This is a genomic window from Pseudomonas fulva NBRC 16637 = DSM 17717 (assembly GCF_000730565.1).
GTDB lineage: Bacteria > Pseudomonadota > Gammaproteobacteria > Pseudomonadales > Pseudomonadaceae > Aquipseudomonas > Aquipseudomonas fulva.
Genome location: NZ_BBIQ01000007.1, coordinates 43,325 through 69,372 on the forward strand (window position 1 = coordinate 43,325; position 26,048 = coordinate 69,372).

Annotated in this window: 24 protein-coding genes and 3 pseudogenes; 15 read left to right on the top strand and 12 right to left on the bottom strand. The window is 58.1% G+C overall.

Features of this window, described 5'->3' with window-relative positions:
- Window positions 1-225: 225 nt before the first annotated feature.
- Window positions 226-540 (bottom strand): site-specific integrase, encoded by a 315-nt coding sequence (locus PFU01S_RS21740; protein WP_028687544.1) that lies wholly within the window; start codon window positions 538-540, stop codon window positions 226-228.
- Between the two features lie 197 nt (window positions 541-737).
- On the opposite strand from PFU01S_RS21740, the gene PFU01S_RS22630 reads away from it, so the two are divergent.
- Together PFU01S_RS22630 and PFU01S_RS09290 are read left to right on the top strand one after the other, a co-directional pair.
- Complete coding sequence (locus tag PFU01S_RS22630) at window positions 738-941, top strand: DNA-binding protein (RefSeq protein ID WP_230396035.1); 204 nt, start codon at window positions 738-740, stop codon at window positions 939-941.
- A 25-nt stretch (window positions 942-966) separates the two neighbouring features.
- The gene (locus tag PFU01S_RS09290) at window positions 967-1,740 is read left to right on the top strand and encodes a coiled-coil domain-containing protein (protein ID WP_230396034.1); all 774 of its coding nucleotides are present in this window, start codon (window positions 967-969) and stop codon (window positions 1,738-1,740) included.
- 633 nt (window positions 1,741-2,373) lie between these two features.
- Here the strand turns inward: PFU01S_RS09290 and PFU01S_RS09300 are convergent.
- The 3 genes from PFU01S_RS09300 to PFU01S_RS09310 all read right to left on the bottom strand — a co-directional run bounded on the left by PFU01S_RS09300 (window position 2,374) and on the right by PFU01S_RS09310 (window position 4,946).
- On the bottom strand, window positions 2,374-2,871 hold the full coding sequence (locus PFU01S_RS09300) for a DUF1993 domain-containing protein (RefSeq protein ID WP_028687542.1): 498 nt from the start codon (window positions 2,869-2,871) through the stop codon (window positions 2,374-2,376).
- Window positions 2,872-2,886: 15 nt separating this feature from the next.
- Entirely contained in the window at window positions 2,887-3,867 is a 981-nt protein-coding gene (locus PFU01S_RS09305; protein ID WP_028687541.1) for an LLM class flavin-dependent oxidoreductase, read from the bottom strand.
- A gap of 65 nt (window positions 3,868-3,932) precedes the next feature.
- Window positions 3,933-4,946 carry a zinc-dependent alcohol dehydrogenase family protein gene (locus PFU01S_RS09310; RefSeq protein WP_028687540.1) on the bottom strand — a complete coding sequence of 338 codons (1,014 nt, stop codon included), beginning with the start codon at window positions 4,944-4,946 and terminating at the stop codon, window positions 3,933-3,935.
- Between the two features lie 168 nt (window positions 4,947-5,114).
- Between PFU01S_RS09310 and PFU01S_RS09315 the strand changes: the two genes are divergently transcribed.
- Complete coding sequence (locus PFU01S_RS09315) at window positions 5,115-5,489, top strand: winged helix-turn-helix transcriptional regulator (RefSeq protein WP_028687539.1); 375 nt, start codon at window positions 5,115-5,117, stop codon at window positions 5,487-5,489.
- Window positions 5,490-5,741: 252 nt separating this feature from the next.
- Here the strand turns inward: PFU01S_RS09315 and PFU01S_RS09320 are convergent.
- A pseudogene (locus tag PFU01S_RS09320) lies at window positions 5,742-5,984 on the bottom strand (tyrosine-type recombinase/integrase); the annotation flags it as partial.
- 108 nt (window positions 5,985-6,092) lie between these two features.
- A pseudogene (locus PFU01S_RS09325) lies at window positions 6,093-7,373 on the bottom strand (tyrosine-type recombinase/integrase).
- 788 nt (window positions 7,374-8,161) lie between these two features.
- Between PFU01S_RS09325 and PFU01S_RS09330 the strand changes: the two are divergent.
- The 4 genes from PFU01S_RS09330 to PFU01S_RS09345 all read left to right on the top strand — a co-directional run bounded on the left by PFU01S_RS09330 (window position 8,162) and on the right by PFU01S_RS09345 (window position 12,287).
- Window positions 8,162-8,773, top strand: a complete 612-nt coding sequence (locus tag PFU01S_RS09330) for a class I SAM-dependent DNA methyltransferase (RefSeq protein ID WP_028687538.1) — start codon at window positions 8,162-8,164, stop codon at window positions 8,771-8,773.
- 309 nt (window positions 8,774-9,082) lie between these two features.
- The gene (locus PFU01S_RS09335; RefSeq protein ID WP_028687537.1) at window positions 9,083-10,333 is read left to right on the top strand and encodes an MFS transporter; all 1,251 of its coding nucleotides are present in this window, start codon (window positions 9,083-9,085) and stop codon (window positions 10,331-10,333) included.
- A gap of 7 nt (window positions 10,334-10,340) precedes the next feature.
- Entirely contained in the window at window positions 10,341-11,594 is a 1,254-nt protein-coding gene (locus PFU01S_RS09340; protein ID WP_028687536.1) for an arsenic transporter, read from the top strand.
- A gap of 396 nt (window positions 11,595-11,990) precedes the next feature.
- Window positions 11,991-12,287, top strand: a complete 297-nt coding sequence (locus tag PFU01S_RS09345; protein ID WP_027915581.1) for a hypothetical protein — start codon at window positions 11,991-11,993, stop codon at window positions 12,285-12,287.
- Between the two features lie 18 nt (window positions 12,288-12,305).
- On the opposite strand, the gene PFU01S_RS09350 is transcribed toward PFU01S_RS09345, so the two are convergent.
- On the bottom strand, window positions 12,306-13,928 hold the full coding sequence (locus tag PFU01S_RS09350; RefSeq protein WP_028687535.1) for an ATP-binding response regulator: 1,623 nt from the start codon (window positions 13,926-13,928) through the stop codon (window positions 12,306-12,308).
- A gap of 115 nt (window positions 13,929-14,043) precedes the next feature.
- On the opposite strand from PFU01S_RS09350, the gene PFU01S_RS09355 reads away from it, so the two are divergent.
- Together PFU01S_RS09355 and PFU01S_RS22135 are read left to right on the top strand one after the other, a co-directional pair.
- Complete coding sequence (locus PFU01S_RS09355; protein WP_027915583.1) at window positions 14,044-14,658, top strand: LuxR C-terminal-related transcriptional regulator; 615 nt, start codon at window positions 14,044-14,046, stop codon at window positions 14,656-14,658.
- Window positions 14,659-14,813: 155 nt separating this feature from the next.
- Entirely contained in the window at window positions 14,814-14,984 is a 171-nt protein-coding gene (locus PFU01S_RS22135) for a hypothetical protein (protein ID WP_154665202.1), read from the top strand.
- Between the two features lie 25 nt (window positions 14,985-15,009).
- On the opposite strand, the gene PFU01S_RS09360 is transcribed toward PFU01S_RS22135, so the two are convergent.
- Both PFU01S_RS09360 and PFU01S_RS09365 read right to left on the bottom strand, forming a co-directional pair.
- Window positions 15,010-15,279 (bottom strand): DUF6555 family protein, encoded by a 270-nt coding sequence (locus PFU01S_RS09360; RefSeq protein WP_027915584.1) that lies wholly within the window; start codon window positions 15,277-15,279, stop codon window positions 15,010-15,012.
- 131 nt (window positions 15,280-15,410) lie between these two features.
- Window positions 15,411-15,584: pseudogene (locus PFU01S_RS09365) on the bottom strand (con-10 family general stress protein); the annotation flags it as partial.
- Window positions 15,585-15,903: 319 nt separating this feature from the next.
- Between PFU01S_RS09365 and PFU01S_RS09370 the strand changes: the two are divergent.
- The gene (locus PFU01S_RS09370; protein ID WP_028687534.1) at window positions 15,904-20,043 is read left to right on the top strand and encodes a CheR family methyltransferase; all 4,140 of its coding nucleotides are present in this window, start codon (window positions 15,904-15,906) and stop codon (window positions 20,041-20,043) included.
- A 90-nt stretch (window positions 20,044-20,133) separates the two neighbouring features.
- Window positions 20,134-20,532 (top strand): NUDIX hydrolase, encoded by a 399-nt coding sequence (locus PFU01S_RS09375; RefSeq protein WP_028687533.1) that lies wholly within the window; start codon window positions 20,134-20,136, stop codon window positions 20,530-20,532.
- Window positions 20,533-20,576: 44 nt separating this feature from the next.
- Here the strand turns inward: PFU01S_RS09375 and PFU01S_RS09380 are convergent, their stop codons facing one another.
- Window positions 20,577-21,128, bottom strand: a complete 552-nt coding sequence (locus tag PFU01S_RS09380; protein WP_027915588.1) for an ATP-dependent Clp protease proteolytic subunit — start codon at window positions 21,126-21,128, stop codon at window positions 20,577-20,579.
- A 186-nt stretch (window positions 21,129-21,314) separates the two neighbouring features.
- Between PFU01S_RS09380 and PFU01S_RS09385 the strand changes: the two genes are divergently transcribed.
- The 4 genes from PFU01S_RS09385 to PFU01S_RS09400 are packed head-to-tail and all read left to right on the top strand — an operon-like array spanning window position 21,315 to window position 25,166.
- Window positions 21,315-22,232, top strand: coding sequence for a DUF72 domain-containing protein (locus PFU01S_RS09385; RefSeq protein WP_027915589.1), 918 nt, complete (start codon window positions 21,315-21,317; stop codon window positions 22,230-22,232).
- Complete coding sequence (locus PFU01S_RS09390) at window positions 22,229-23,014, top strand: endonuclease/exonuclease/phosphatase family protein (protein WP_028687532.1); 786 nt, start codon at window positions 22,229-22,231, stop codon at window positions 23,012-23,014. Before PFU01S_RS09385 ends, PFU01S_RS09390 begins: the two co-directional genes overlap by 4 nt.
- Window positions 23,011-24,213 (top strand): cardiolipin synthase ClsB, encoded by a 1,203-nt coding sequence (gene clsB, locus PFU01S_RS09395; RefSeq protein WP_027915591.1) that lies wholly within the window; start codon window positions 23,011-23,013, stop codon window positions 24,211-24,213. Before PFU01S_RS09390 ends, clsB begins: the two co-directional genes overlap by 4 nt.
- Window positions 24,213-25,166 carry a lysylphosphatidylglycerol synthase domain-containing protein gene (locus tag PFU01S_RS09400; protein ID WP_028687531.1) on the top strand — a complete coding sequence of 318 codons (954 nt, stop codon included), beginning with the start codon at window positions 24,213-24,215 and terminating at the stop codon, window positions 25,164-25,166. The genes clsB and PFU01S_RS09400 overlap by 1 nt, the downstream gene beginning before the upstream one ends.
- Before the next feature lie 178 nt (window positions 25,167-25,344).
- Here PFU01S_RS09400 and PFU01S_RS09405 read toward each other — a convergent pair whose 3' ends face one another.
- The gene (locus PFU01S_RS09405) at window positions 25,345-25,569 is read right to left on the bottom strand and encodes a metallothionein (RefSeq protein ID WP_027915593.1); all 225 of its coding nucleotides are present in this window, start codon (window positions 25,567-25,569) and stop codon (window positions 25,345-25,347) included.
- A gap of 2 nt (window positions 25,570-25,571) precedes the next feature.
- Window positions 25,572-26,030: a hypothetical protein gene (locus PFU01S_RS09410; RefSeq protein WP_027915594.1), complete on the bottom strand. Its 459-nt coding sequence runs from the start codon at window positions 26,028-26,030 to the stop codon at window positions 25,572-25,574.
- Window positions 26,031-26,048: the final 18 nt, after the last annotated feature.

A 26,048-nucleotide genomic window follows, 5' to 3' on the forward strand; every position in this document is an offset into this window, starting at 1 on the left:
GTGGCGAGCATTCTCGCCTAAATGGGTGTCCGGGGTTAGTAGACCACTACATGTGTTCTCTACCGTGAGCCTGGCAAGCTCGTCCCCGCGAAATCCCCGCCAGAATCCGATTAGCACCATTGCAATCGAGCGTCGGTGGCGCAGCAGAGTCTTGTAGTCACCGCGATCGAGCGCGGCAGCGGCTTCCGCTTCAAGCCATTTCACAGCCTGTTCGAGATGTCTAAGTTAAAGAGGAGCGGCTTGCTTGACCTGCGCGGGATGCACGACACGGATGCCCTTGATCATCTGGCGCACATTGGGCGTCTTGGTTGGGTCGGGGAATCCCTGTGTGATGTGCCACTGAGCCAGCGCGGCCAACCGTTGCTTGAGCGTGCTGATTGCATGTTTGTCGGCGTACTCGGTGAGGTAGCGAACGATACCGTCGCCGGTGGTGGGCAGGTAGCCGCCCCACGTCATTTCGAAATGCTCGATCGCAGCCCGGTAGCTCTTGCGAGTGTTTTCCCGGGTGCCTGCCTTGAGGTACCGATCAGCCTTGTCCATCACCTTTCGCCTTCAAAAAACTGCGTGATCCCAGCATTCCACACTTATCCCGGCAAGCTAAAGACCTTTTAAGGGTAAAGAAGCCATAAACCTCGATTATGTCTTGCCAAAAATTAAGGCATATCTGGTATCTGAAAATGTTAAAGCGGTACGTAATGACATGAAACGTAATACAGTACGAAATCGTAAGAGCAGACATGGCTACAGGCGGCATTAACTTGGTACTGGTGCGCAAGGCTCGCGAGGCGCTGCTGTCGAGAGGGCAAAACCCTAGCATCGACGCGATACGCATCGAACTTGGAAATACCGGGTCAAAGACTACAATTCAGCGGTTTTTGAAGGAGATTGAATCACACGACCTTCGACCTTCGACCCTCGGCTTCGCCTTCGCGCCTAAGTGATGAGCTTACGGAACTAGTGGGTAAGATGCTTGAACGCCTGCTTGAGGAGGGAAACGAAGCCTTGACGCATGAGCGAGCTGCATTTGAGGTTGAACGCAAAGCGATGAAAGCTGAGAGCAGTACACTTCAACGCAATCTTGAGCAATCGCAATTGGAGATCGCCAAGCTGCAGTCAGCCCTGCAGGCTCAGGACGAAGAACTCAAGATCGTTAAATCCAGCCTCCAATCCGAGATCACTCGAAACGCCCGGATCAGCCAGAGTTGCAGCGACCTTGAAATTCGCGTGCAAGAGAAGGACGCCCAGATCGAATCTCTGGAGGAGAAGCATACTCATGCCAGAGAAGCACTCGAGCATTACCGAGTAGCAGTAAAGGAACAGCGCGACCAGGATCTCAACCGTCACGAAACTCAGATCTACCAGATGCAGCAAGAGGTAACTCTGCTTCAGCAGACGCTGATGGTTAAGCAGGAGGAAGCCACCCGCCTGATCCGCGATAACGAACGCCTGATCGCCGAAAACCGGCAGCATGCCAAGGAGGCCAGCCAGCACCGTGATGCTATAGAGCATCTGAGAGGTGACCTGGGCATTGCCAGTGCGGCGACTGCGCGAGCAGAGGGTGCAAAGGAGTTGCTCACCCAACAACTTGAGACCAAAAGTAAGGAGGCTACCGATGCCCACCTGGCTGGAACAGCAGCACAGCAAAGGGCAGAGAAATTGAAGGCACTGCTCGACCAGTCTGAAATTGAGCTAAAAGCACTTCGCGCTGCGATTGAAACTAAAAACGGTCAGCCTCAGTAAGGCTCCAACACAGTCTTAGCGGAGAGAACAAATATACTCCTCCGTATCTCAAGCTTACGCGTTTCTCTGCACTTCCAACTAGGGAGGGTCAGTTGCCATCTTCTTCCCAAAAAACATCGGGTCGGATAGCACATCGCAATGTTCCTTGCTTGGAGGCTTACGAAGCCGCGAACCGCGGATGGCAGCTTTCGACCCAAAGCAGCCCTTGGCGGAGGGCAGCTAACGAGTATCGCAGCTGCCGGTCTTTGCTGAGGGCGTAGTGGTTGGGGGTCATCCAAAGATCGTTGCACCGATCGCCGGTGAGAACCTCTACTCGGACTATGTTCGTGGGTACCAAGATAGGCCCTTATCCTCTCAACCTGCTCCACCCCGCGTTCGAGACTCAGTTCCAGTTGAGCTCTCGTGACATTATGGAGCAGCGCCACGGCCAGCCAGCGCGGATCGCCGGAATGGTCGTCGGTCGGCAACGTCAGAGTACCGCCAGCGGCATGCTGGGCGGCCAGCATTTTATATTTATCGGCGAGCACAGACGTCGATTATAGCAACTGGCAATTTCTCAGCGAGGCGTGGATAAAGCGCTGACGAGAGTCGATGTATATCGTTTAGAAATTCTAAAGTAATAGATTTCAACAATTATTTCAAAAAAGGAAGGGCGCCTATATAGTCCATTTTCCCAATCCGAACACCTTTGTGGCGAAGGATCGCGTATGCCATGACAGTGTGAAAGTAAAAATTTGGTACCCCATGCTGGTAAAAGTAATCCTTTCCAAGGAATGCACCAGCCCAACCCGGAGGTGCAACAATTCTGTCCTCCCAGCCCGCAAAATCATTCTCATCCATTGATGCGATGTAAGAGATAGTCTTTTCAATGACAACCTTGAGTTCTTGGACCGTATTTTCAGTACCCTCAAACGCCGGGGCCGGCTGGCCCGTCAATACCGAGGTAGCGAGCCTCGCCGTATCACATGCCATCTGTACTTGACTCGTAAGTGGCAGCATGTCTGGTGAAAGACGCGCGTTCAGGAGAACCTCTGACTCAAGCTTATTCAATTCCGCGTGCTTTTGCGCTTTATCTAGAAGATGAGAAATGGTGTGGAGCATTTTTATGAATTGCGTAATTTGCGCGTACATCACAAAATTCCTGTGTTAAGCAGCCGCCTGGGCGATGATTTCAAGCGAGCGCACTCGCTTATCAAAGTCGAAGATGTCAGAAACAATCATTAGCTCATCGGCTTGGGTGTCCAAGACGAGCTGGTTGAGCCCATCGCGGACAGTCTCAGCACTACCTATCACACTGCAACTCAGCATCTGATCGGTTTGAGCTCTTTCGCGAGGGGTCCTGTAGGCCTCGATATCTTCTATAGGTGGCTTGAGCAGACTTGGTTTGCCTCGGAACATGTCGGCAAAGGTCATCTGCTGGGAAGTTGCTAAAATGCGCGCCTCGGTGTCTGTTTCTGCAGCAACCACGTTCACCCCGATCAATGCGTAGGGCTTTCGTAATTGCTCCGAGGGCTGGAAGCTCTGTCTATATACCTTGAGAGCTTGGGGAAGCGCCTGTGGAGCAAACTGTGATCCGAAGGCATACGGAAGGCCAAGGGACGCAGCCAGTCGCGCTCCGAAGAGACTTGATCCCAAGATCCATAACGGGACATTGGTCCCGGAGCCTGGGACGGCTTCAATTCTTTGTGCTTGACCATTGGAGGCGAGGAACCCCTGCAACTCAAGGACATCTTGAGGAAAGTTTTCCGCACTACTGAAGTCCCGCCGCAGTGCGCGCAAGGTCATCTGATCGGTACCAGGAGCCCGACCTAGGCCCAAGTCGACACGGCCAGGATAGAGAGTTTCCAGAGTCCCAAATTGCTCTGCGATAACGTATGGGGCATGGTTGGGAAGCATGACGCCACCGGCACCAATCCGGATACGGCTTGTACCCGCCGCAATATGAGACAGTACCACCGAAGTGGCAGCCGTGGTGACCGCGGGTGAATTGTGGTGCTCGGCTACCCAAATGCGCTGATAACCCAAGCGTTCAGCGTGCTGAGCAAGCGTGCGGGCATCTTCGAGCGCCGTGCGGCGATCGAATCCTTGCCGAACACGCCCTAGTTCCAAAATTGAAAGTGGAATCATCTCGCCGTATCCCTCGCGACGGTGGGGCTAGCGAGACCAGCCCCTCATAGATATCGACGTTTGCGTTACTGCGCGAAGTCAATAACGACCTTGCCAATGTGGTCGCCGCTTTTAAGGCGCTGATAAGCGGCCTCGTACTCTGCAAACGGGAAGACCTGATCTAGGACAGGGTGAACCTCATGCAACGCCATAGCTCGCAGTAGCGCTTCAAAGTGCGCGCGCGACCCAATCGATGTACCGGCGACATGGAGCGACTTAGCGAGAATATTGATCGGAGGCAGACCGCCACCAAAGCCGCTCGTGAAGCCAACCAGCGAGATACTGCCGCCATTCCTTGTTGCGGCTGCTGACTGCACAATAGTCTTCTCGCCTGCTATATCAATGGTCTTATCGACACCTTGCCCATCCGTGAGGGCCAGAATTTGCTTATCCCAATCAGGATAAGAGCGATAGTTGACTACGGCAGCAGCTCCCAGCGCCTGGAGCCGCTCTGCTTTAGCATCCGACGAAGTAATCGCAAGAACCTTCGCGCCGAACATTTTCGCAATCTGCAGCGAGAACAGCGCTACACCACCAGTGCCCTGTACCAGTACCGTGTCACCCGCCTGAAGAGGCGACGACAGGTTCAGAGCCGTCCAAGCCGTTACGGCGGCACAAGGCAACGATGCTGCCTCAATGTAGGACATATAATTCGGGAGCTGCACAATGGCGTTCTCGTGCAACAAGATAGCTTCGGCCAGCCAGCCGTCTGTAGTCATGCCCAGACTGTTGGCATGATATTCCGGAAGCGAAGGTCCGCTGATCCAATGCTGGCAGCAGGACGCTGAAACCCGGTCGCCTACCTTGGTGCGTTGGACGGCGTGACCAACCGCAATTACCTCACCCGCGCCGTCTGAAAGGGGAACACCTTTGGGCTTCGTCGGGCCGCCATATGCGCCGTCGAGAATTGCCTGGTCTCGAAAGTTAAGAGAAGCGGCGTGAACCCGTACCACAACCTCATGCGGACCAGGGCTAGGCATGGCTTCATCATGAAGCTCTAGGCTTGGCTTATCGCCAGATGTCCATCGTACAGTCTGCATCCTCTCATCCTCATTTGGCTGGTGCGGCAACGCCTTCCCTCAAGACACTAGGATTGATGACCGCACGACTTTCACATCAGATATTTACTTAACCCCGAAATTAGCGATAACTTGTCGCAATAGCAAGAACACACATTTTTGTGTGTTACTAACCAAAAGGTAAGCGAAGTGAAGCGAGATTGGCAGGGCGGTGATCCTAATCAGCAACTTTTCTGGGCGGCAGCGACAAGCGAGACCCTGCGGGTACTGGAAGGAAAGTGGAAGATCGTCATTATCGTCCAGCTCTTCGCTGCGAAAGGACCGCTTCGCTTTTCGGAACTCGAAAAGCGAGTTGTAGGCGTGAACCAGAAAATGCTGATCCAGCAGCTTAGGGAGTTGGAGAAGGACGGGATCGTCGCCAGGACGGTTTATCCGCAAGTTCCCCCGAAGGTGGAATATGCATTGACAGAGCTAGGCCGGGCGCTCGGCCCATCCATTGAGGCCCTGATTGATTGGGCTTTTTTCAAATGCGAAACGCTTGGGGGAGAGCCACTGGAACCCTGAGGTGGCATCGATTTCAGACGCGGGAAGGTTATCTGAAATGTTTTCGAGACCTGCCGAATGGTAGCCGGGTTGGCCGTCGAGCTGACCGTCCAGGCTGCCGAGGCGGCAATGGCAGTAGCGCCCTGGTAGCCCTCTCGGCCTAAGCGCGCATCATACTCCCGCTGCTTCACCCGCCGGCCGGAAGCTGACCTTCACGAAGGACAGGAACATGGCCAGATAGCGACGGCCCCCAGCCGTCGCCAGGTCATGCGGCTAAACCTCTGTCTGCTCGGCCATCTCCAGAGCGTCGTCTACCTCAATGCCAAGGTACCTGACAGTGCTTTCCAGCTTCGTATGGCCCAGTAAGAGCTGTACGGCTCTGAGGTTCTTTGTCCTGCGGTAGATCAGCGAAGCGTTGGTTCGCCGCAGGGTATGGGTTCCGTATAAGGCTGGATCCAAACCAATCGCTGTCACCCAGGCTTTGACGATCCGTGCGTACTGTCGGGTGGAAATGTGATGCACTCAATCTCGACCCGCCCGGTAATTTTCACTCTTGACTCCTAGAAAAAGGCGTCGATCCCTGTTGGACGCCAGGCTGGCGATCGGCGAGCAGGTGATTCGAGTTCAACCGCGGTCACGCATGCCGATGCGCTTGACCGAATGTGCGCGCTCCTGATCATGCGAGTGATAATAGGTGTTCTGGGTCGTACTGAGGTTGCTGTGACGCAAATCTTCCTGGAGGTCCTTAGGATTGCGCAGCGGCGCGTCAAAGGTGGCCGAGGTGTGACGCAGCCAGTGCGCGGACGCACAGCGCAGACTTTCCATCTCGTGGTTCGCGCGGCCTTCGCTGCGCATCTTCTCTACGGCTTTATCAAACACGGTTTGGAGGAGGGCGCGGATCTGTCAATCGGACAAACCGGCGCGGCCGTTGAGCGTGGTGATCAGCGGCGTAGTTTCTCCTGGATGAGGTAACTCGGGAAGTCCCAGGAATCGTCGATAACGTTTCAAATAGCGCTCTACGTAGATATCCCGCACGGCAATCTTCGCCGCCTTGTTGCCTTTACCCACGGCGAAGTACCACCAATTGCCTTCATCATCTAAGCGGAAGTCACCCATGGTGGGTTTCCAGTTTTTACGACCGGCGAGATCGGAAACCCGCAGGTACATGGCGAACAGCGTAGCAACAATAAATAATGTTCGCTCATGTCGCTCCGGTTCGGCGTTCGCCATTGCTTCAACGGTATCCAGGACAAAGTCCCACTGCAGCGGCGTAAGTGCCCGCGAAGAAGAAACTTCAAGTTCTTGCGTAGAAAAACGGCTGCCTTTCTTGAGGAGCCGAAACGGATTCGTTTGGGCGAAGCCATCTTCAATCAGAAATTCGTAGAAGCGACTGCAGACGGTAAACACCTGGTTCAACGTGCCATTCGCAGCATGATACTCCTGGGTGCTCGGAGTTTCTGCAGCGATTACTTTGCGCGACTTGAGATTAAACGGATGCCATTTGGGGTTGGGGATGTAAGCCTCGCGAGCGTCGAGCGCGTGCGGGTTACTAACAAACCGGCTGCGGGTTACCGGACCCATCCAGTCATCTGGCGGGTTTCGACAGAAGTTCAGATAGTCTTGGGCATCCTGGCGTTTGAGTTGATTCAGCGGTTTGCCTTGGATCAGCAGCGCCCACAGCAGTAAGCGCTCGGTATGACTGCGGTACGAGTTGAACGTCTGGGCGTTGTCGGAAAAGGCGCGCAGGAATCCACGTACCGCGGCGTAGCCGCGGTCAGCCTCCAGTGCGGCGTCACACTCGCTCAGAAAGGCGCCGACGCAGGCCAGCGGTGAGCCGTGCAAACTGAAGTCTTGCTCGATGAAGTTATCGTGGGTTTCGAACAAGGGTTGGGGTGCGCGCGCCATGAAATACCAGCCAGAATTTTGAAGACAATAGACTTCCAGTTATGACAGTAATCGGAAGTTTCAACCTTTTGCGAAGAAAAAGCGTCGAATCACTGATGGTAACGACAAGCCTAGCTAGGCGCAACATGAGAGTGCTGTGATTGGATCAATGACAGATGTCTTGCCGCGCTCCTTAAGGCTTAGGCAAATGCGCTCATCAAGCGCTTTTAAATTTGGAGACTTTCCTGCACTCCCTAAATGATATAAACCTGCACAAACATCCTTAAAGCCATACTTGAACGCAGTAGCGGTGCTGGTGGAAAGTCGCCTTATTACTTCCAACGCGTGGGAAAGTCGCCTCAATCTGTTGCACGAGTGCGGGAAAGTCGCCTCATTAATTGCTAACGCTAAAGGGTTTAGGAATCGATGTCTGACTCAAAAAATAGGGTACTTTGGCTCCAGATGATGAAGCTGAGCTGCACAGATGTCGCTTCAATTCGCAGGGCATTGCCTTGATTGTCAATTTTATTCAATCAGATCAATGGATTAAGCATGACTACTGGTGAGTCGCCTCATTTAGCGATAGCCTCACAAGGCCTTGATTTGGGTTGATTCTGGTAATTTAAGGCAAATCCCGGTTTTCAGGCACAGGTGACAGATCAAATCCCAGCAGCCCAATGCATAATTTAACATAATACACATTATGCGCACCCAGGCATTTCCTGCTCGATACCAACCCGGGGTACATTTGAAGCCACGAATCGCTTACAGCGTCCTCTCGTAAGATCGTTTAAGGAAACCGTCCTCCCATGTCCCACCATCCATCAGCAGACCACATCATCGACCTTTACGACCGCCATGCATTTACTTGGCACCAAAAGCGCGCCAATCACTTCACTGATCGCAAATGGATTGCGCATTTCGGGAACATGCTGAAGCCGTCAGCACGTGTTCTGGATCTGGGCTGCGGCTCTGGCCAACCTGTGGCGCGACACCTGGTCGAAATCGGCGCCTGCGTTGTGGGTGTTGATTCGTCCAAACAGATGCTGATCCTGTGCAGTGCACAGTTTCCTGAGCAGCAATGGATTCACGCAGACATGCGCACACTTACATTGGGCTGTCAGTTCGACGCAATCATTGCTTGGAACAGCTTTTTCCACCTAAAGCCCACCGATCAGCGCCTGATGTTCCCGATTTTTCGTCGCCATGCGGCCCCAGGGGCGTTGCTCATGTTTACAAGTGGGCCCTCCCATGGCGAAGCCTTGGGTACATTCGAGGGCGAGACGTTGTATCACGCCAGCTTGAGTACCAATGAATACGTCGATCAGTTACACGCCAACGGGTTCGAGGTGCTTGATCACCTTGTTGAAGATCCGGATTCCGGGGGACTGACAATATGGCTAGGGCGTCTCCTACCCTAACTCAATATTCTTTTCAGTAATAACTACACTAAATATTCATTTAGTTTAGTTATATAATTGACCTAGGTTGTCGTCGCCTATCCATCCCTTCCGTACCAAGTTTTCATTGGGCGATGCGTGCCGACCGAGCCCGCCATTCCATCCCTCGCCGAATTCCCGGCCCTCATCCAGATAACTTAAATCCGCCTCTGGAACCTATCCTCGCCGTGCACAGTCTTTGCCAAAGATACCCCAGCATCACCACTCGCCCGCCGCCCATACCCTGGCCCATGCCAGCGATGGCTACGTGGCCCTCTCGAGAGCACGTCCTTGGAAAATCCTAGGCAATCCGCCCCGCATCGCTCGCTTGACTGGTTGAACTTCTTCCTTGCCGATGTACGTGACGGACTTGGACCGTACCTTGCCATCTATCTGCTCGCCGTTCATCAATGGCAGCCCGCGAGCATAGGGCTGGTCATGACGATTGCCGGTGTTACTGCCCTGCTCGCTCAGACGCCCGCTGGCGCCCTGATTGACCGTACGCCCGCCAAACGTGCCGTTGTGGTCATAGCGGCAGTCCTGGTAACCGGGAGCTGTCTGTTGCTGCCTTTCATCACATCATTCACTTGGGTTGCCGTAACGCAAACCATCAGCGCCTTGGCCGGCTCCGTGTTCGCGCCGGCGATCGCAGCCATCTCTCTGGGGCTGACCGGACCGAAGGCGTTCACGCGACGCGTGGGGCGCAACGAGACCTTCAACCATGCTGGAAATGCTTTCTCTGCACTACTGGCCGGTGGCCTCGCCTACCTGTATGGGCCGGTGGTGGTGTTCTACCTGATGGCTGCATTGACCGTGGCCAGCATCATCGCGGTAGCCTGCGTCCCGGGCGCTGAGATTGACCATCACGTGGCTCGAGGCCTGTCCCATAGCCCGAACGATCAGGACAATCCGGCGGGCTTGGCGCTGCTGTTGCATAACCGCACATTGCTGCTCTTCGCGATCTGCTGTGCCTTGTTCCATCTGGCCAATGCGGCCATGCTGCCGTTGGTAAGCCAGAAACTCTCTCAAGTCGACCTGCGCCTGGCCACGCCATTGACCTCGGCTTGCATCGTGGCAGCCCAGCTGGTCATGGTGCCCATGGCGCTGCTGGTCGGGGCGCGTGCCGAACAATGGGGGCGCAAGCCGTTCATGCTCGTGGGGTTCCTGATACTTCCACTGCGCGGCGCGCTCTACACCTTGTCTGACAACCCCTTCTGGCTCGTAGGCGTGCAGCTACTCGATGGCATTGGCGCGGGCATTTTCGGGGCGCTGTTCCCGATCATCGTCAAGGACCTCACCGAGGGTACCGGGCGGTTCAACGTAAGCCTTGGCGCGCTCACCGCCGTGTTCGGCCTTGGTGCTGCGCTGAGCCCTGGTCTGGCAGGGTTCGTCGTCCAAGCAGCGGGCTACAATGCCGCGTTCTTGACGCTGGCCGGGATCGCAGCCTGCGCATTTGTTCTTGTGCTGGTCGCCCTCCCCGAAACGCACCCACGCCAGGGCGATGCGCCCTCCTCTTCTATGCCGTCAGCCGCCGGAAACTGAACCCTTGATGCACCTGAGCCAAACATCGTTGATCATCTGGATCGTCTCGGCCCTGGCCACTGCTGGCGTCATACTCAGACCCTTCAAGGTGCCCGAATTCATCTGGGCCCTAGGCGGTGCCACCGTACTCGTGCTGTTTGGGCTGATTGCCCCGATGAACGCTTTGGCGGCGGTGGTCAAGGGGAGCGACGTCTACCTGTTTTTGGTCGGCATGATGGTTCTGGCCGAAGTGGCCCGCCAGGAGGGGCTTTTCGATTGGGTGGCCCGTTATGCCGTAGGCCATGCCCAAGGGTCTGGTCAACGGCTGTTCAATCTGGTTTTCCTGGTCGGTACCCTGGTGACCGTTTTTCTCTCGAACGATGCCACTGCCGTGGTTCTGACGCCAGCAGTGTATGCCGCCTGCAAGGCCGCCAAGGCTGAGCCTCTGCCCTACCTGTTCATCTGTGCGTTCATCGCCAATGCCGCAAGCTTCGTTCTGCCCATTTCCAATCCCGCCAACCTGGTGGTATTCGGCAGCCAGATGCCTCCTCTGCTGGACTGGTTAAAGCAGTTCACGTTGCCTTCGTTGGCAGCCATCGCGGCGACGTATGTCATTTTGCGTATCACCCAACGCCGTCAGATCTGCCAGCCGCTTGCGTTGACCGTGCAAATACAGCCTCTTCCAGCCGGTGCGCGCCTGTGTGCATGGGGCATTGCGCTGACTGCCTGCGTGCTGCTGGGTGCATCGGCGCTGGACGTACCACTAGGCCTACCTACCTTTAGCGCTGGTATTGCGACCACCGCGCTGATCCATTTGCGCCAGCGGCGCAGTCCGATGCCAGTCCTGCGACACGTCGCCTGGAGTGTGCTGCCATTGGTTGCGGGCTTGTTCGTGTTGGTCGAAGCTGTGGCTCAGACAGGCGCGATCGAACAGCTGGCGCATGCGCTCATGACCCTGGAGCAGACGTCTCAGACCGCTGCCAGCTGGACCGCGGGGGTGGGTGTAGCCGTGGCTAGCAACTTGATGAACAACCTGCCGAGTGGGCTGATTGCCGGCTCCATGGTCGATATCGCCCACCTCCCTCGGCAAACTACCGCCGCGTTGCTGATTGGGGTCGACCTAGGTCCGAACTTGTCCATTACCGGATCCCTTGCAACCTTGCTCTGGCTGGTGGCGATTCGACGTGAAGGCGAGTCTGTCAGCGCCTGGCAATTTCTGCGCCTGGGGCTGCTGGTCATGCCGCCAGCTCTAGCCGCAGCGCTGTTGGCCCTTATGGTCTGAGGCTCAACTGGGCATCCGATCACTGCTCGCCGCTGCGCACGCGCTGTCTAGGTCGACACCCGCGAGGAAGGTGGCAAAGTGATCGCGAAGCGCAGGTGCCCAGTTTGCCCTTCAGGGTTAGGCGGCCGAGGGTGACCACTTGGCCGCTCTCGGGATGTTCCAGGACGGTATCCTTGATGCCGAGCCGCCATAGCACCAGCATGAAGGAGCGCAAGTCGACGTGAGGCGACCCCTGCTCGACCTTGCGCAGCAGGTGCGGCGATACACCAATAGCGGCCTTGATATCTGCCTGTCGGATACTGAGTAGCTAAATGCCATTTAGCACATCTGCCCTAATCGATCCTGCATCCCGCCCACGCTATATTTCGGTTCTTTCATCGCTAAGGAACCATCCCCATGACCCCCTTCAAGCTGATCGCCATTACCGGGGCTCTATTGGCCATGGCCGGCTGCCAGACGGTCAAGCCGTCTGATGACACCCTGAAGAAGCGTACCGAGTTCGTGCTCAACACCAAAGTGTCGAAAGTGGAAGATGTGCGCAGCGACAGCACCATCACCTACTACACCGCCACGACTGGCAAAGGGCGGTTCGAATGCCAGATGCCCAGCGGTGCACTTGTCGCTGCGGCGGGCATGGGCATTTATCAACCCACCCCCAGCTGCGTGAAAGAAGGCCAGACCGGCCGCCTGTGACCAGGGCTGCGGCCGCTTTCAACAGGGAGGCAAGGTGGGCTCACCACAGAGCGTGCGCAGCATGGCTCGCAATTCGGCCGGGCGCACAGGCTTGGACAGCACTGCGATATCGCGACCCTGTACCGCGTCCTGTATTCGGTCCGGATCATGCCCCGTCATGATCAAGGCTGGTACAGCCCAGCCCCGCTCGCTGCGCAGCCGCTCGATGCAATCGACTCCGGTGGCGTCCTGGCCAAGGTCATAGTCGGCAACGATGACGTCACAGTCCTCATTCGAAGCGGCAGCAGAACTGTGCCCATCCACTTCGCACCCCCAACGCTGCAACAGGGCCGACGTTGCCCTGAGCACGTTACGGTCGTCTTCTATCAGGCAGACTCGCAGGCCGCTGAGCAAACCTGCAGCGGCAAGCTCGTGCTCAGGCGCTGGCAGTGTAGGTTGAGGCGTTATCTGCGCGAACCCCTTCAGGCTCACGGTAGTGCCGTGGCCGGGTCGAGATTGCAGGTGCACCTGCACGTCCATCAGCCGTGCAAGCCGACGAACGATCGACAGGCCCAATCCGACGCCCTCGACGTCCTTGTCGCGCACTTGCCTGACCCGGTAGAACTCCTCGAACACCAGCGTCTGGTGTGCAGGTTCGATGCCTCGCCCCTGATCACAGACCATGATGGCAAGACCTCCCTGGCAGCGTCGGACACCCATCAACAGTGGCCGTCCCGGTGCGTACTTGAGGCTGTTGGAAAGGACGTTCTGGACCATAGTCGTCAATATGCCGCGGTCTGCACGCGTCCAGTAGGCACAAGGCCGCACCCGTATCTCCACCCCCGCCCAGCGAGCAGCCTCGGCGTGCTCACGCGCAAGGGTCTCGAGAAAATCGCCCAGGGCAAAGGGCTCATGGCGCGGCTGCACACGCCCGTTGTCCAAGGTGTACAGGTCCAGAATCGAACGAAACAGCTGGGACACATTCAGCAGCGATCGATCAATGCTGTCCACCAGCCTGCGTTCCTCCTCGCCCAGCCGCGCCTCGCGCAGGCAAGCGGTGAACAGACTGATGGAGTGAATGGGTTGGCGCAGGTCGTGACTCGCCTGGGCCAGAAAGCGGGACTTCTCGAGATTGGCTGCAGCGGCCTGCTCCGAAGCTCGGCGCGTGCGTTCGAGCAGCAAGTGCGCATAGACGGGGATCACGGTGCTGGTGGTCAGCAACATCAGCACCAGAAAAGGGTTGGCCTGCCAGTAAGGCGTCAGTTGGTACACCGCAACCAAGGCGATCAGCGCCAGCCCGGTCGCGATGGCCAGGTACCGGGAGCCGAAACGCATGCCGTTGCCCAGGTTGACCCACACCATCACGGCATACAGGGGCAGCGCCGCCTCACCGCCGACTACCAGGCCGAAGCAGGTGCCTGTGTAGTCGTGCACCATGCCCAGCACCCGGCGCCACGGATAGTGCCCCGGCCAGCGTGCGATGGCCTGGCGCAGAAGCACCGATACCAGGAGAAAGACGACAATGTAGACGACCACCGGCACGTAGAGCGCAGCAGAACGGTCCAGCAGAAAGACCAGCATCGCCACATAGGCGAAGGCGCAACTGCCAACGACCAGACGCAAGTTCGCTTGATCGAGCTCGTTGTTTTTATCCAGGGCCATGGCCGGAATCCTTTTCATCAGGCGGCTTTGCTCCCGTGACGGGGCGGCACGCACTTGCCAGGGCTGCTACGTTAACATGGTCCGATCGACCTGCGGCCAAAGGGAGTTGCCAAGCGTGACCAGTCGAATAATCGTGGCGGACGACCATCCGCTTTTCAGGGAAGCCATGGTGCGTACCGTCTACCGTGTGCTGCCAAGCGCCCATGTAGCTGAGGCCGGCAGCCTGGATGAGGTACTGCAGCTTGCCAGCGTCGGCGAGGCCCTCGACACCTTGATCCTTGACCTGCGTTTTCCGGGCCTGGATTCCGTCAGCCGCCTAGCCCAGCTCAAACGCCAACTGCCGCGCACGACCTTGATCGTCGTCTCGATGGTGGATGATCCGGTCATCATCGACCAAGTCATGGCTTGCGGCGTTGATGGTTTCATCGGCAAAAGCCTGAGCGCCGAGCAAATGGGCGCTGCGATCCTTGCCGTTCGAGCCGGAGAAGTGTTGGTGCGCTTCGCGCCCTCAGGGCTGCTGCCGGTCGCCAATGCCGACTCGGGTACCGAGCACCTGACTCAACGCCAACAAGACGTGCTGCGCTTGATCGCTCAGGGCAAGACCAACAAGGAGATAGCCAAGGCCTTGGATATCTCGCCCTTCACGGTGCGCATCCACGTTTCGTCACTGCTCAAGGCACTTAATGTCAGCTCGCGTACCGCTGCTGCCGTCAAGTACTCGGCCGGGTAGCACCGTTGGTCAGACCTGCGCCTGCCTAGACGGACTTCTACGCGTGCGGTGGTGCTCTGAACAAGTGAGAGGCCTGGCAATGGCTGGGCCCCTCACTCCTGTGTTGGCCCGCCGTCAGGGCGGGCCTTTTTTTAAAACCAGCGGAGGCGCGCGCAATGATGCAGAAACTGATGATGGGGGGCGGCAATGTCCAGGACGACTGGCCCGAGCTTGAGCAAGAGCAGCGCAATGATAAAGTCGATGACCCGGACACTGATCCCGGTCTGACCGATGAAGACCAGGATCGGCCAGGCGTGCCTGCCAGCGATCCCGAGGCGGGTGCGTGATCGGTTGATGATGCAGGCTGCGCAATCAGGCGGTGGTGGCAGGGTCTTCCAGGGACTGCCCAGGCTTGCTGCCTGATAGGCGCCAGGTCACGTCCGTGACGCCGTAGCGTTCGGCCATGGGCCGGCTGACCTTGCGGATTTTCTCGCGCCCGAATTTCGGAATGATGCCAATGCCTGCATCGCAGCTCGCCCAGTGCCAGGCTTCGGCGTTATCCAGGCGTTCAAGACGAATGATGAAGGTGCGGGGCTCGCCATGGAGCCGATAATCGATGATGTACAACTGGGGACTAGGCATCGCTGCACCCTCCTCTTTTGCGTGGATGACCCTGCGATGGAGTGCAGCTCGGCGATAAAGATTCAATCGAATATGCGTCATTGCTCCCAAGGGGTGCCTGGCACAGCCTTTGGCAGGCACCCAGGATGAGTTCAGCCACGCGCTTCGTTCGTTGCACTACGCCCGCCGCCGTGGCTGTTCTGACCACCCTTACGGCCAGCCTGCGAAGCGCGCTCACGGTCATTGGCGAAGTTTCCACCTGAAACCTGACCCCCTTTCTGCCCAGCACGGGAGGCCTTTTCGCGGTCATTGGCGAAATTGCCCGGGTTGGTTTCCTTGGTGCCGCCACGTTGACCGGTCGATTTTTGATCACGAGCCATATCGTTTCTCCTTGCGGTTCTGGAAGTGCGCATGGCACGAGGCCGCGCCCTTCATCAGAACCCGTGCGATGACAGGCTACTCAGTCCCAAGGCATGGATTGCAGATCGGTGGCGCGAATTGATTCTCTGGCCGAACACTTGCGGGCCAGCCATTAGCGCCTCGTAAAGGCGCTCGCGAATATCCTCGCGCGTTGCCTATAATGTCGCTCCTCCTGCCCCGCGACATGTCGATGGGCTGTCCGTCAGGTCTGTACAGGGCACCGCCATGAAGTCGACCGTTAACCAGCCCGCCGCGCCCCATCCTTCGAACCTGAGTCCTAGTCATCTCAATTTCCCGGTGGTGGGTATTGGTGCTTCTGCAGGGGGGATCGAAGCCATCTGTACCCTGTTCAGGCAGATGCCTGCCGACTCTGGCATGGCATTCGTCATCGTGCTGCACTTGTCTCCAGACCATCAGAGTGTCGCTGATCGAATCATTCAGGAGACCACCGGCATGCCGGTGAGCCAGGTAACGGCGCCGGTACCGATTGAACGCAACCATGTATACGTGATCTCCCCTGCCAATCGGCTGTCGACCAATGACGGCTATCTGCGTGTGGCACCCGCCAACAGGCGACGCGGTGACCATGTGGCGATCGACCTGTTTTTCCGTGACTTGGCCGACGTACACAAGGACCATGCCTTTTGCGTGGTACTGTCCGGCACCGGCGCAGACGGCGCCGTAGGGTTGGCGCGCGTCAAGGAGCAAGGCGGCGTCACTTTGGTGCAAAGCCCGGATGATGCCCAGTATGACAGCATGCCCAGGGCGGCCATCGAAACCGGGCTGGTCGACGTCGTGCTCCCGGCGGCAGAGCTTGCCCAAAAGCTGATGGAGCTGTGGCATAACGCACGGCAGGTCAACCTCCCACGCATCGAGGATGACAGCCTGCCGCCTGCGCTGGGTACCCGGGCGGGCGACCCGGAGTCATGCGAACCTTTGCTGGAAGAGATCCTGCTGCAACTGCGTAGTGCTACCGGGCATGACTTCCAGCACTACAAGCGCGCCACCGTGCTACGACGGATTGAGCGGCGCCTGCATGTCACGGGGCAGGCCGACCTGCGGGCTTACCTGCACTACCTCGAAAACCACAAGGAGGAATCCGCCGACTTACTAGCGGACATGCTCATAGGCGTCACCAATTTTTTCCGCGACCGTGAAGCGTTCGAAGCCTTGGAACGAATTGTCATGCCCCAACTGGTGGGCGAGCCGGACTCGGCTGACAACCCGGCAGAGATTCGCATCTGGTCCGCCGGCTGCTCGACAGGAGAGGAGTCCTACAGCCTGGCCATGCTGACATGCGAGCAGTTGGCTGTGGACCAACGTGCCAATAACGTACAGGTGTTCGCCACCGATCTTGACGAGCGCGCCATTGGCCATGCCCGCACGGGTTTGTATCCAGAGTCCATCATCACCGACGTGCCGCCATCGCGGCTGCGCCAGTTCTTCGTCAAGGAAGACCAGCATTATCGGGTACGCAAGGAAATACGCGAGAAAGTGCTTTTCGCGCGGCATAACCTGCTATCCGATCCGCCCTTCTCGCAATTGGGCTTGATCGTCTGTCGCAATCTGCTGATTTACCTGGACCGCGAAATCCAGCGTGACATCCTGCGCATGTTCCATTTCGCCCTGCGCCCGGGTGGGTACCTGTTCCTGGGCTCGTCTGAATCGGCAGAGCTGGCTGGCGAGCTGTTTGCAGTGGTGGACAAGCGTAATCGCATCTACCGGGCGCGCGAGGTCGCCGGTGCCGGCACGCGTCCGGGGCGTCAGCTGCAAGGGGGTGATCTAGGCGCTCTGAAGCAGCCGGCCACCGCCAAAAGCAGAGCCCAGCGCAAGCCCTCCTATGCAGAGGTGCACCACCGCGCACTGGCGCGCCGAACCCCGCCGAGCCTGATCATCGACGGTGAGGGTACCATCCTTCATCTGAGTGAAGGGGTCGGGCGCTTCATGCAACTGGGCAGCGGTGAATTGAGCCGTAACTTGCTCAACCTGGTACTGCCCAGCCTGCGACTGGCGCTTCGCAGCACCCTGTTCCAGGCGCGCCAGGGCACCCATGCGGTCACCTCTCGCCCTGTGGACCTGGGCGAGGATGACCAGCGCTGCCAGGTAGAGATTACGGTGCAACCGCATAAGGATGAGCAGACAGCCGGCGAATACCTGCTGGTAGTGTTCGAAGAGCGCGCGCCCGATCCGTCATTGCCCTTGGTCGGTGCCATTCGCCAGACCGACAGCATGGTGCTGAACAACCTGGAGCGAGAGTTGCAGCGCACGCGCTTGCAATTGCAGGAGACCATCGAGCAGTCGGAGATCTCCAGTGAAGAGCTCACCGCCTCCAATGAAGAGATGCAGACCATCAACGAAGAGCTTCGCTCGGCCAGCGAAGAACTTGAAACCAGCAAGGAAGAGCTGCAGTCGATCAACGAAGAACTGTTGACCGTCAACTACGAGCTCAAGAACAAGGTCGAGGAGACCGACAAGGTCAATGACTACCTGCGCAACTTGATTGCCAGCACTGACATCGCCGCCGTGTTCGTCGACCGCAACCTGCACATTCGCTGGTTCACCCCGCGTGCGACCGACCTGTTCAACATGCTGCCGGTGGACACAGGCCGCTCTCTGCTCGACATCACTCATCGCTTGGATTACCCCGCTCTGGCAGATGATGCGCGTGCCGTGGTCAATGGCGAGCACATCATCGAGCGCGAAATCGGAGGCCAGGCCTACCACTGGTATCTGGCCAGGTTGCTGCCCTATCGCTCAAGCGAACAGAAGATCGACGGGGCCGTGCTTACCTTTATCGACATCAGCAAGAGCCGCGCGGCCGAGGAGCGTCTGCGACTTGGCGAGGAACGCATGCGAGTAGTCGCTGAAAGTACCCACGAATTCGCCATCATCCTGTTGGATGAGCAGGGCTTGATCACTGATTGGAACACAGGCGCCACATTGATCTTCGGCCATGAAAAGGCCGATGTGGTGGGCCGGCATTACCAGCTCATCTTTACCGAGGAAGATCGCCAGCACGGCATTCCCGAGCAGGAGTTGCAAAGGGCGCGCACCAACGGCCGTAGCCAGGATGAGCGCTGGCACATGCGCAATGACGATAGCCGCTTCTATGCCAGCGGTGAGATCTCGCGCTTGAAAGGCAATTCATTGCGTGGTTTCGTGAAGATCGCTCGTGACTTGACCGGGCACAAGCGCCTGCACGATGAACAGAGCAAGCAATTGGCCGAGTCGCAAAGCAGCAGCCACATGAAGGATGAGTTTTTTGCCATCATGTCCCACGAGCTCAAACACCCGCTCAACCTGATCCAGCTCAACGCCGAGATCCTGCGTCGCCTGCCTTCGATCGCCCACATCGCCGCTGCGAGCAAGGCGGTAGCCACCATCCGCGAGGCGGTCGCCAGCCAGGCGCGCATCATCGACGATCTCCTGGACGTGGCCCGTATCCGTACCGGCAAGCTCAAGCTCAAGACCGAAGCAGTAGACGTGGCTGCCATCGTCGAGGGTATCCATGGGGTTGTCGTCAGCGAGCAGCCTGACTCGGCAGTGGTGCTGGAGCTGCCTGCTGACCGTCTACCGCTGTTCATCGACGGGGATAGCACACGCTTGGAGCAAGTGATCTGGAACCTGCTCAACAACGCCCTGAAGTTCAGCCCGCCCGGTAGCGCCATTCGGTTGTCGCTCAGCCACGATGACACGCAGGTGTCGCTCAGCGTGATAGACCAGGGCATCGGCCTCACGGCAGACAGCCTGGAGCACATTTTCGATCTGTTCAGCCAGGCAGCGTCGCCGCTCGGGCACGCGGCTCGAGAGGGTCTGGGAATAGGGTTGTCGCTGGTCCGTCAGTTAGTGGAGGCCCATGGCGGAAGCGTAAGCGCGTACTCCGCAGGCCTCGGTCAAGGCTGTACGTTCACCGTCACTCTGCCCTTGTCCCAGAGTGGTAGAGGTGAGCAGCTTGCCTGCCAGCAACCTGAACGCATGGGTCGCCTTGATGGCTTGCACGTGCTGCTGGTGGACGACTCGCCCGAAGTGCTCGACGTCATGCAACAGCTTCTGGAAATGGAATGTGCGCAGGTAAGCGCGTTCGCTGACCCGCGCCAGGCGCTCGAGGTCGCCAGGGACACGAAGTACGACGTCATTCTGTCGGACATCGGCATGCCAGTCATGGACGGCCATGCACTGATAAAGGCCCTGCGAAACATGAAGCACCTGCAGCACACGCCGGCCATCGCCCTGACTGGCTATGGGGCGAGCGCCGATCAGCACCGGTCGAAGCAATCAGGCTTTGATCGCCACCTGAACAAGCCCGTCGGCTATGACGAATTGGTAGAGGCCATCGAAAGCCTGCACGATTCGGTTCTATACTGACCGTTCGTCGGTGAATTGTTACAGTTTTATGACTTTTTTACGGTTCTCGGCGACTAATTCCTCATAGGAATGTGATTCGCCGGAGTACCCATGAAATCTGCCAAGCCCCGCGCAACCATTATCTGTCGGCATGGCAAACACGCTCATAAATGGCTATGGGTTCGCAAGCAAAACGCCCCTTGGACGCTGCCAGGTGGCAAAGTTGAGCCTGGTGAGACGCCGCTTGAGGCGGCCCAGCGTGAATTGCTAGAGGAGACAGGTCTGCAGGCCCACAATTTCACGCTGCTGATGCGCCACGAGACGCCCCAGCGCATGCACTATGTCTTCGAGGCCGAGTTTGATGAAGCGCCCCAGCCTTGCGCCTTGCATGAGATCGCTGACTTTCAGTTCGCGCATTTCGAAAACGTCAGCACGCTCAAGCAAGACATCAGGAAGTTGATTCGCTCGTTGCTCGAGTGTGACGCGGCTACTGCGGCGTCTGTTCGCTGACGCCCTCCTCGACTGGCTGCTATCTGGAGTACAGGCGTGCCGCTTTAGGCGTGCACGCTCCATTGACAGTCGCCCGCCTCAATCGGCAAATCGTCGATCGCATGAATCATCCCGCTGTCCAGAGCTTCTTGTGGGCCAAGGATCCGTGGGGCCGCCATCAGGTAGCGGGGCACGTCAAGCGCCTGCGCCGCGCCTTCCGTGCGCTGAGCCACAATCTGGGCGTACAGGCGCAAGTCATAATCCAAGCTCATTGCATATTCGGCCATCCGAGAGTGGTCGATGGAACCGTGTAGCGTCCAGTGGAAGGGATGGAACAGGAACTTGCTGTACGTGCACGCGGTGCGGCGCTCGCCGGCCAGAAACAGGATGTTGCCCATCGACTCCACCGTGCCAAGGTTATGCGTGTGCACAGTGACAGGCAAAGTCCGCAGGTAGTTGTATAAGGTAAACCCGTAGCTGCACTCGCCGCCCATGGTGGCGACATTCAGTTGCACCACCTCGGCCCCCTGGTTCACAGCCTTGGTACAGGTGTTGATCAGGTTGCCGCAGGTAGAAGAATTGATAGGGCCGGTGAAATGGATGATGTGTCTGGCCATGCGCACCTCCAAGAAGTGTCGATACAGAGCGTCGGTCACCACCCTGCCTGTCTAAAAATGGAATCGAGCTCATCTGCAAAGTTCAATTCCACCCCCGGCCACCGCCATTGATCAACTGCGCCTGAACCCTCCTGCCACTGCGCTGGTCGCAATGGTGAATGGAATGGAGATGCGATAGGAGGCAGCGTGAGCGAGGTACGCATTGGCATTTCAGGATGGCGATACGGCCCTTGGCGCAGGGATTTCTATCCCAAGGGCCTGCGCCAGGATGACGAACTGGCCTTCGCATCGAGGGCGGTCACGACCATCGAGATCAATGGCTCGTTCTACAGCCTGCAAACGCCCGAACGCTATCAAGCCTGGCATGACGCCACACCCGATGACTTCGTCTTCGCCGTCAAGGCACCGCGATACATCACCCACATCCGCAGACTCAAGGACATCGATACGCCATTGGCCAATTTCTTCGCTTCCGGGCCGCTTCTTCTGGGCAACAAGCTCGGCCCTTTCTTATGGCAGTTCCCTGCCAACATGCGCTTCGACGCTGAGCGATTCGGTGCATTTCTGCAGTTGCTACCGCGTGACCGAGCCGCTGCCAAACGTAGCGCCAATGGCTGCGAGCAACGCCTGCAAGGTAACGGCGGTACGCAGATAAGCGGGAATGCACCCCTACGCCATGCGGTGGAAATACGCCACGAAAGCTTCCTGTGCGATCGCTTCGTGGAACTGCTGCGCCAGCACAACGTTGCCTTGGTGGTGGCCGACAGCGCGGGTAAGTGGCCTTACGTCGAAGACGTCACCGCAGACTTCATGTATATGCGCCTGCATGGCGATGTCGAACTCTATAGCAGCGGGTATACCGTCAGCGCGCTTCGCCGCTGGAAGAAACGTATCGAACAGTGGACTGAGGGAAGCCAGCCCGACGACGCACATCTGATCGTACAAGGGCCGCCACCCCGGTGCCCAACGCGTGACGTGTACTGCTATTTCGATAACGATCAGAAAGTCCATGCCCCTTACGACGCGCGCCGACTGCTGGAAAAGATGCACTTGGACCACGAATTGATGACCGAGCCGGGCGCCGAGCCGGAGGTTAAGCTGTGAACCCTACACTCCCCGCGCCAAACTGCATCATCGACAAAATCACCGCCGTGCACCGCCTGAACGTGCTGACGCTCAACGTGCACAAAGGCTTCACCTTCTTCAACCGCCGCTTCATCCTCCCAGAGCTGCGCGATGCGGTACGTGCCACAGACGCCGACCTGGTGTTTCTCCAGGAAGTGCATGGCAGCCATCAGCAGCATGCGATCAGCCATCCCGCCTGGCCGGAGGCGCCCCAGTACGAGTTTCTGGCAGACAGCATGTGGCCGCAATTCGCCTATGGGCGCAACGCCGTCTACCCCCATGGCGATCACGGCAACGCCTTGCTCTCCAAATTCCCAATCGTACGTTCAGAGAACCTCGACGTATCGGTCGAGGGAAACGAACAGCGAGGTCTGCTGCACTGTCAACTGGAGGTGCCGGGCCATGACGAGGTGCATGCAATCTGTGTACACCTGGGGCTACGGGAGGCACACCGCCAGAAACAGGTGAGTTTGCTGTTCGAGTTGCTCGACCGCCTGCCTGCCAAGGCGCCCGTGATCATCGCCGGGGATTTCAATGACTGGCGCTTGAAGGCCGATGCCGTGTTGTCAGAGCGCCTGATTGAGGCATTTGGCGAGCGTTTCGGCTCGCCGGCCCGCAGTTTTCCCGCGCGCCTGCCGCTGCTTCGGCTCGACCGGATCTACGTGCGCAATGCCATGCCCCATGCTGCAAAGGTTTTATCCAACTATCCGTGGTCGCACCTGTCCGACCACGCCCCCTTGGCTGCGGAGATCAACGTGTGAAAAGACCTTGGGTCGATGGCAACAGCGTCGAGCTGTTGATCAATGGTGAGGCGTTCTACCCGCGAGTCTTCGAGGCCATGGGCCAGGCGCGCGATGAAATTCTCCTTGAGACATTCATCATCTACGAGGACAAGGTTGGCCATCAGTTGCAGCGTGCCCTGATCGAGGCAGCGCAACGCGGGGTTCGTGTCGAAGTGGTTGCCGATGGGTATGGCACCGCTGACCTGTCAGCTGAATTCATCGGAGCGATGACCGAAGCGGGGGTGAGGTTTCACTTGTTCGATCCCCAGCCTCGTCTGGCTGGCCTGCGCACCAACCTGTTCCGCCGCCTGCATCGCAAAATCGTCGTGATCGACGGGGAGCGTGCGTTCATTGGCGGCATCAACTATAGCGCCGATCATCTCGGCGACTATGGGCCGATGGCCAAGCAGGACTACGCCGTGGAGGTCACCGGTCCAGTGGTCGCCCAGGTGCATGCCGTGAGCCGTCGACTGATGTCGCCGGTGCTGGAGCCCCCAAGCGAGGTGCGCCCGGTTACCGACCCCACTGGCGACATCACCGCCGTGATGGTAGAGCGGGACAACGGCCAACGCAGCACAGCGATCGAAGCGTATTACCTCGAAGCCCTGCGTGGCGCTCGTAAGCGCATAGTGGTAGCCAATGCCTATTTTTTCCCAGGCTATCGCCTATTGCGCGAACTGCGTAACGCCGCGCGTCGAGGGGTTGAAGTGACCCTCATCATGCAAGGTGAGCCGGACATGTGGTGGGTGCGTACGCTGGCTCGCCTGCTCTATAACTACCTGCTTCGCGATGGGGTGCGGATCCATGAGTATTGCCGACGCCCCCTGCACGGCAAAGTCGCGCTGGTGGACGACGAATGGTCCACGGTCGGCTCGAGCAACCTCGACCCGCTGAGCCTGTCGTTCAACCTTGAAGCCAACCTGTTCATCCGCAGCCGCGCCTTCAACCAACAGCTCCACGACCATTTGCAGTCGCTGGCCAGCGAACAGTGCAAGACGGTCACCCTTGAGCGAATGATCCGCGGCTACTGGTGGCGGGCGCCGCTGATCTTCTTGAGCTTCCATGTCATACGTCATTTCCCGCGCATTGCCGGCTGGCTACCTGCGCATCGCAAGCGTCTGAAGACGCCCGGGCAAGCGGTGGAGACCCAAGGCAACCTGCACGAGGGCAACACCTGATGGAACGAAAACGTTGGCAAGTGTGGGCCAAGCGTCTGTTCACGGTCCTGTTCCTGATCCTGATCCCGGCGTTGTTGTTCACGCTGGCGCGCAACCTGGACTGGAACGAGGTACGTGAATCGCTGTTGGCCTACAAGCCCGGCACATTGGCTGTCGGGTTGGTCATGGCACTGATGAGCTTCCTGATCTTCGCCAGCTATGACCTGTTGGCTCGTGCCTATACCGGTCACAAGCTGCCGGTGCGGCAAGTGCTGCCGATCGCTTTCGTGTGCTACGCCTTCAACCTCAATTTCACCACTTGGGTAGGCGGGGTCGCGTTGCGCTATCGGTTATATGGCAGGCTCGGGCTCGATACCCCCACCATCACACGCATCCTGACCTTGGGGCTATTGACCAATTGGATGGGCTACATGCTGCTGGCAGGCGGCGTGTTTGCAATGCGCCTGGTTGAGTTGCCGGCAAACTGGGCCGTCGGCACCACCGGGCTGCAGCTGATTGGCTTTGCGTTGCTGGCCATCTCGATCGGCTACCTGCTAGCCTGCGGTTTTGCCAAAAAACGCACTTGGCGCTGGCGCGAACATGAACTGACGTTACCCTCGCTGCGCCTTGCGCTATGCCAGGTGGCCTTGGGTGCCAGCAACTGGGCAATGATGGCGCTGCTGATCTTCTGGCTGCTGCCAGATCAGGCATTCTATCCCTCCATTCTGGGGGTGCTGTTGATCAGCTGCGTGGCCGGTGTAGTGGCCCACATACCGGCAGGGCTCGGGGTGCTGGAGACGGTATTCCTAGGCTTGCTCCAAGGACAGATTCCACAAGGCAGCCTGGTTGCAGCCCTATTGGCCTATCGAACCTTGTACTACCTGATACCGCTGGTGTTGGCGGTCATCACCTACCTCGTGCTGGAGAAGCGCGCCAAGGCCATGCGCCGGCAAGACTCGGCAGCACCAACATGATTGACAGGTAAGTAGAGCAGGGATAGCGCAGATCCCGACTTAGCTCAGCTCCTTGGAGCGGTCTTGCCGGGGCGCCGGCGAGGCCGCGCCCACACACGGAAATTCGCTAGCTATCACAAACAATGCAAAGCAGGTTGAACAGGCCGGGTCTGCCCGAGCAGACCCGGCTCAATATCCCTCACGGCGAAATAGGATCGCTCGCAGGGAAAGTCTCATCCAGTGCATTGTCCACACTGGTTTCCTTCTTTTGCTCGACCTTGCCACAGGTACAGTCTGGCATGCGGCATGGCTCGCCGTTGCGGTGTCCGGTTGCACACGCTTCGCAACAGTAGGCCTTGCCATTCTGCGGCAAGGTGCTCACCGTGCAGGAACACTCGGTACAAGCGCAGCGTAATTCGCTCATGATCAGCTCCTTTCGTCTTCTTCAATTGCATCATCAGTCCACGGTTTCCCGTCAAGCGGGTTGGTGCGGGCCAGTTCTGCTTCGTCAAGGCCACGGCCGCCGCCGATTTCCATCGCGTCTACTTCGGTCAGGGCCTGATCGGCAGGGCCGCCATATCCAGGCTCATGAGGATCTCGGGCGCCGGTCTCATCCAGCAGCGTGTCCGGGCTCAGGTCGTCATCGGTGACGCCGTCCTCATGCAGGCTGTCGGTCAGTGCCTCGCCGCCGGTCAAGCCGCTCTGGCGCACCCGTTCTTCCGGAAACTCCTGCTCCACTTCACTTTCTGGCCGCTCATCACCTACCCGTCCCTGACGGTCATCAAGGCGATCACTGAAGTTCAGCTCATGCACGCTGCCCATTCGATCCTCGATGTCATCAATCTCGGTCGGGGTATAGGCTTTGGGTTCATCGGGTCTGGACATTACGCCTCTCCATCAGTT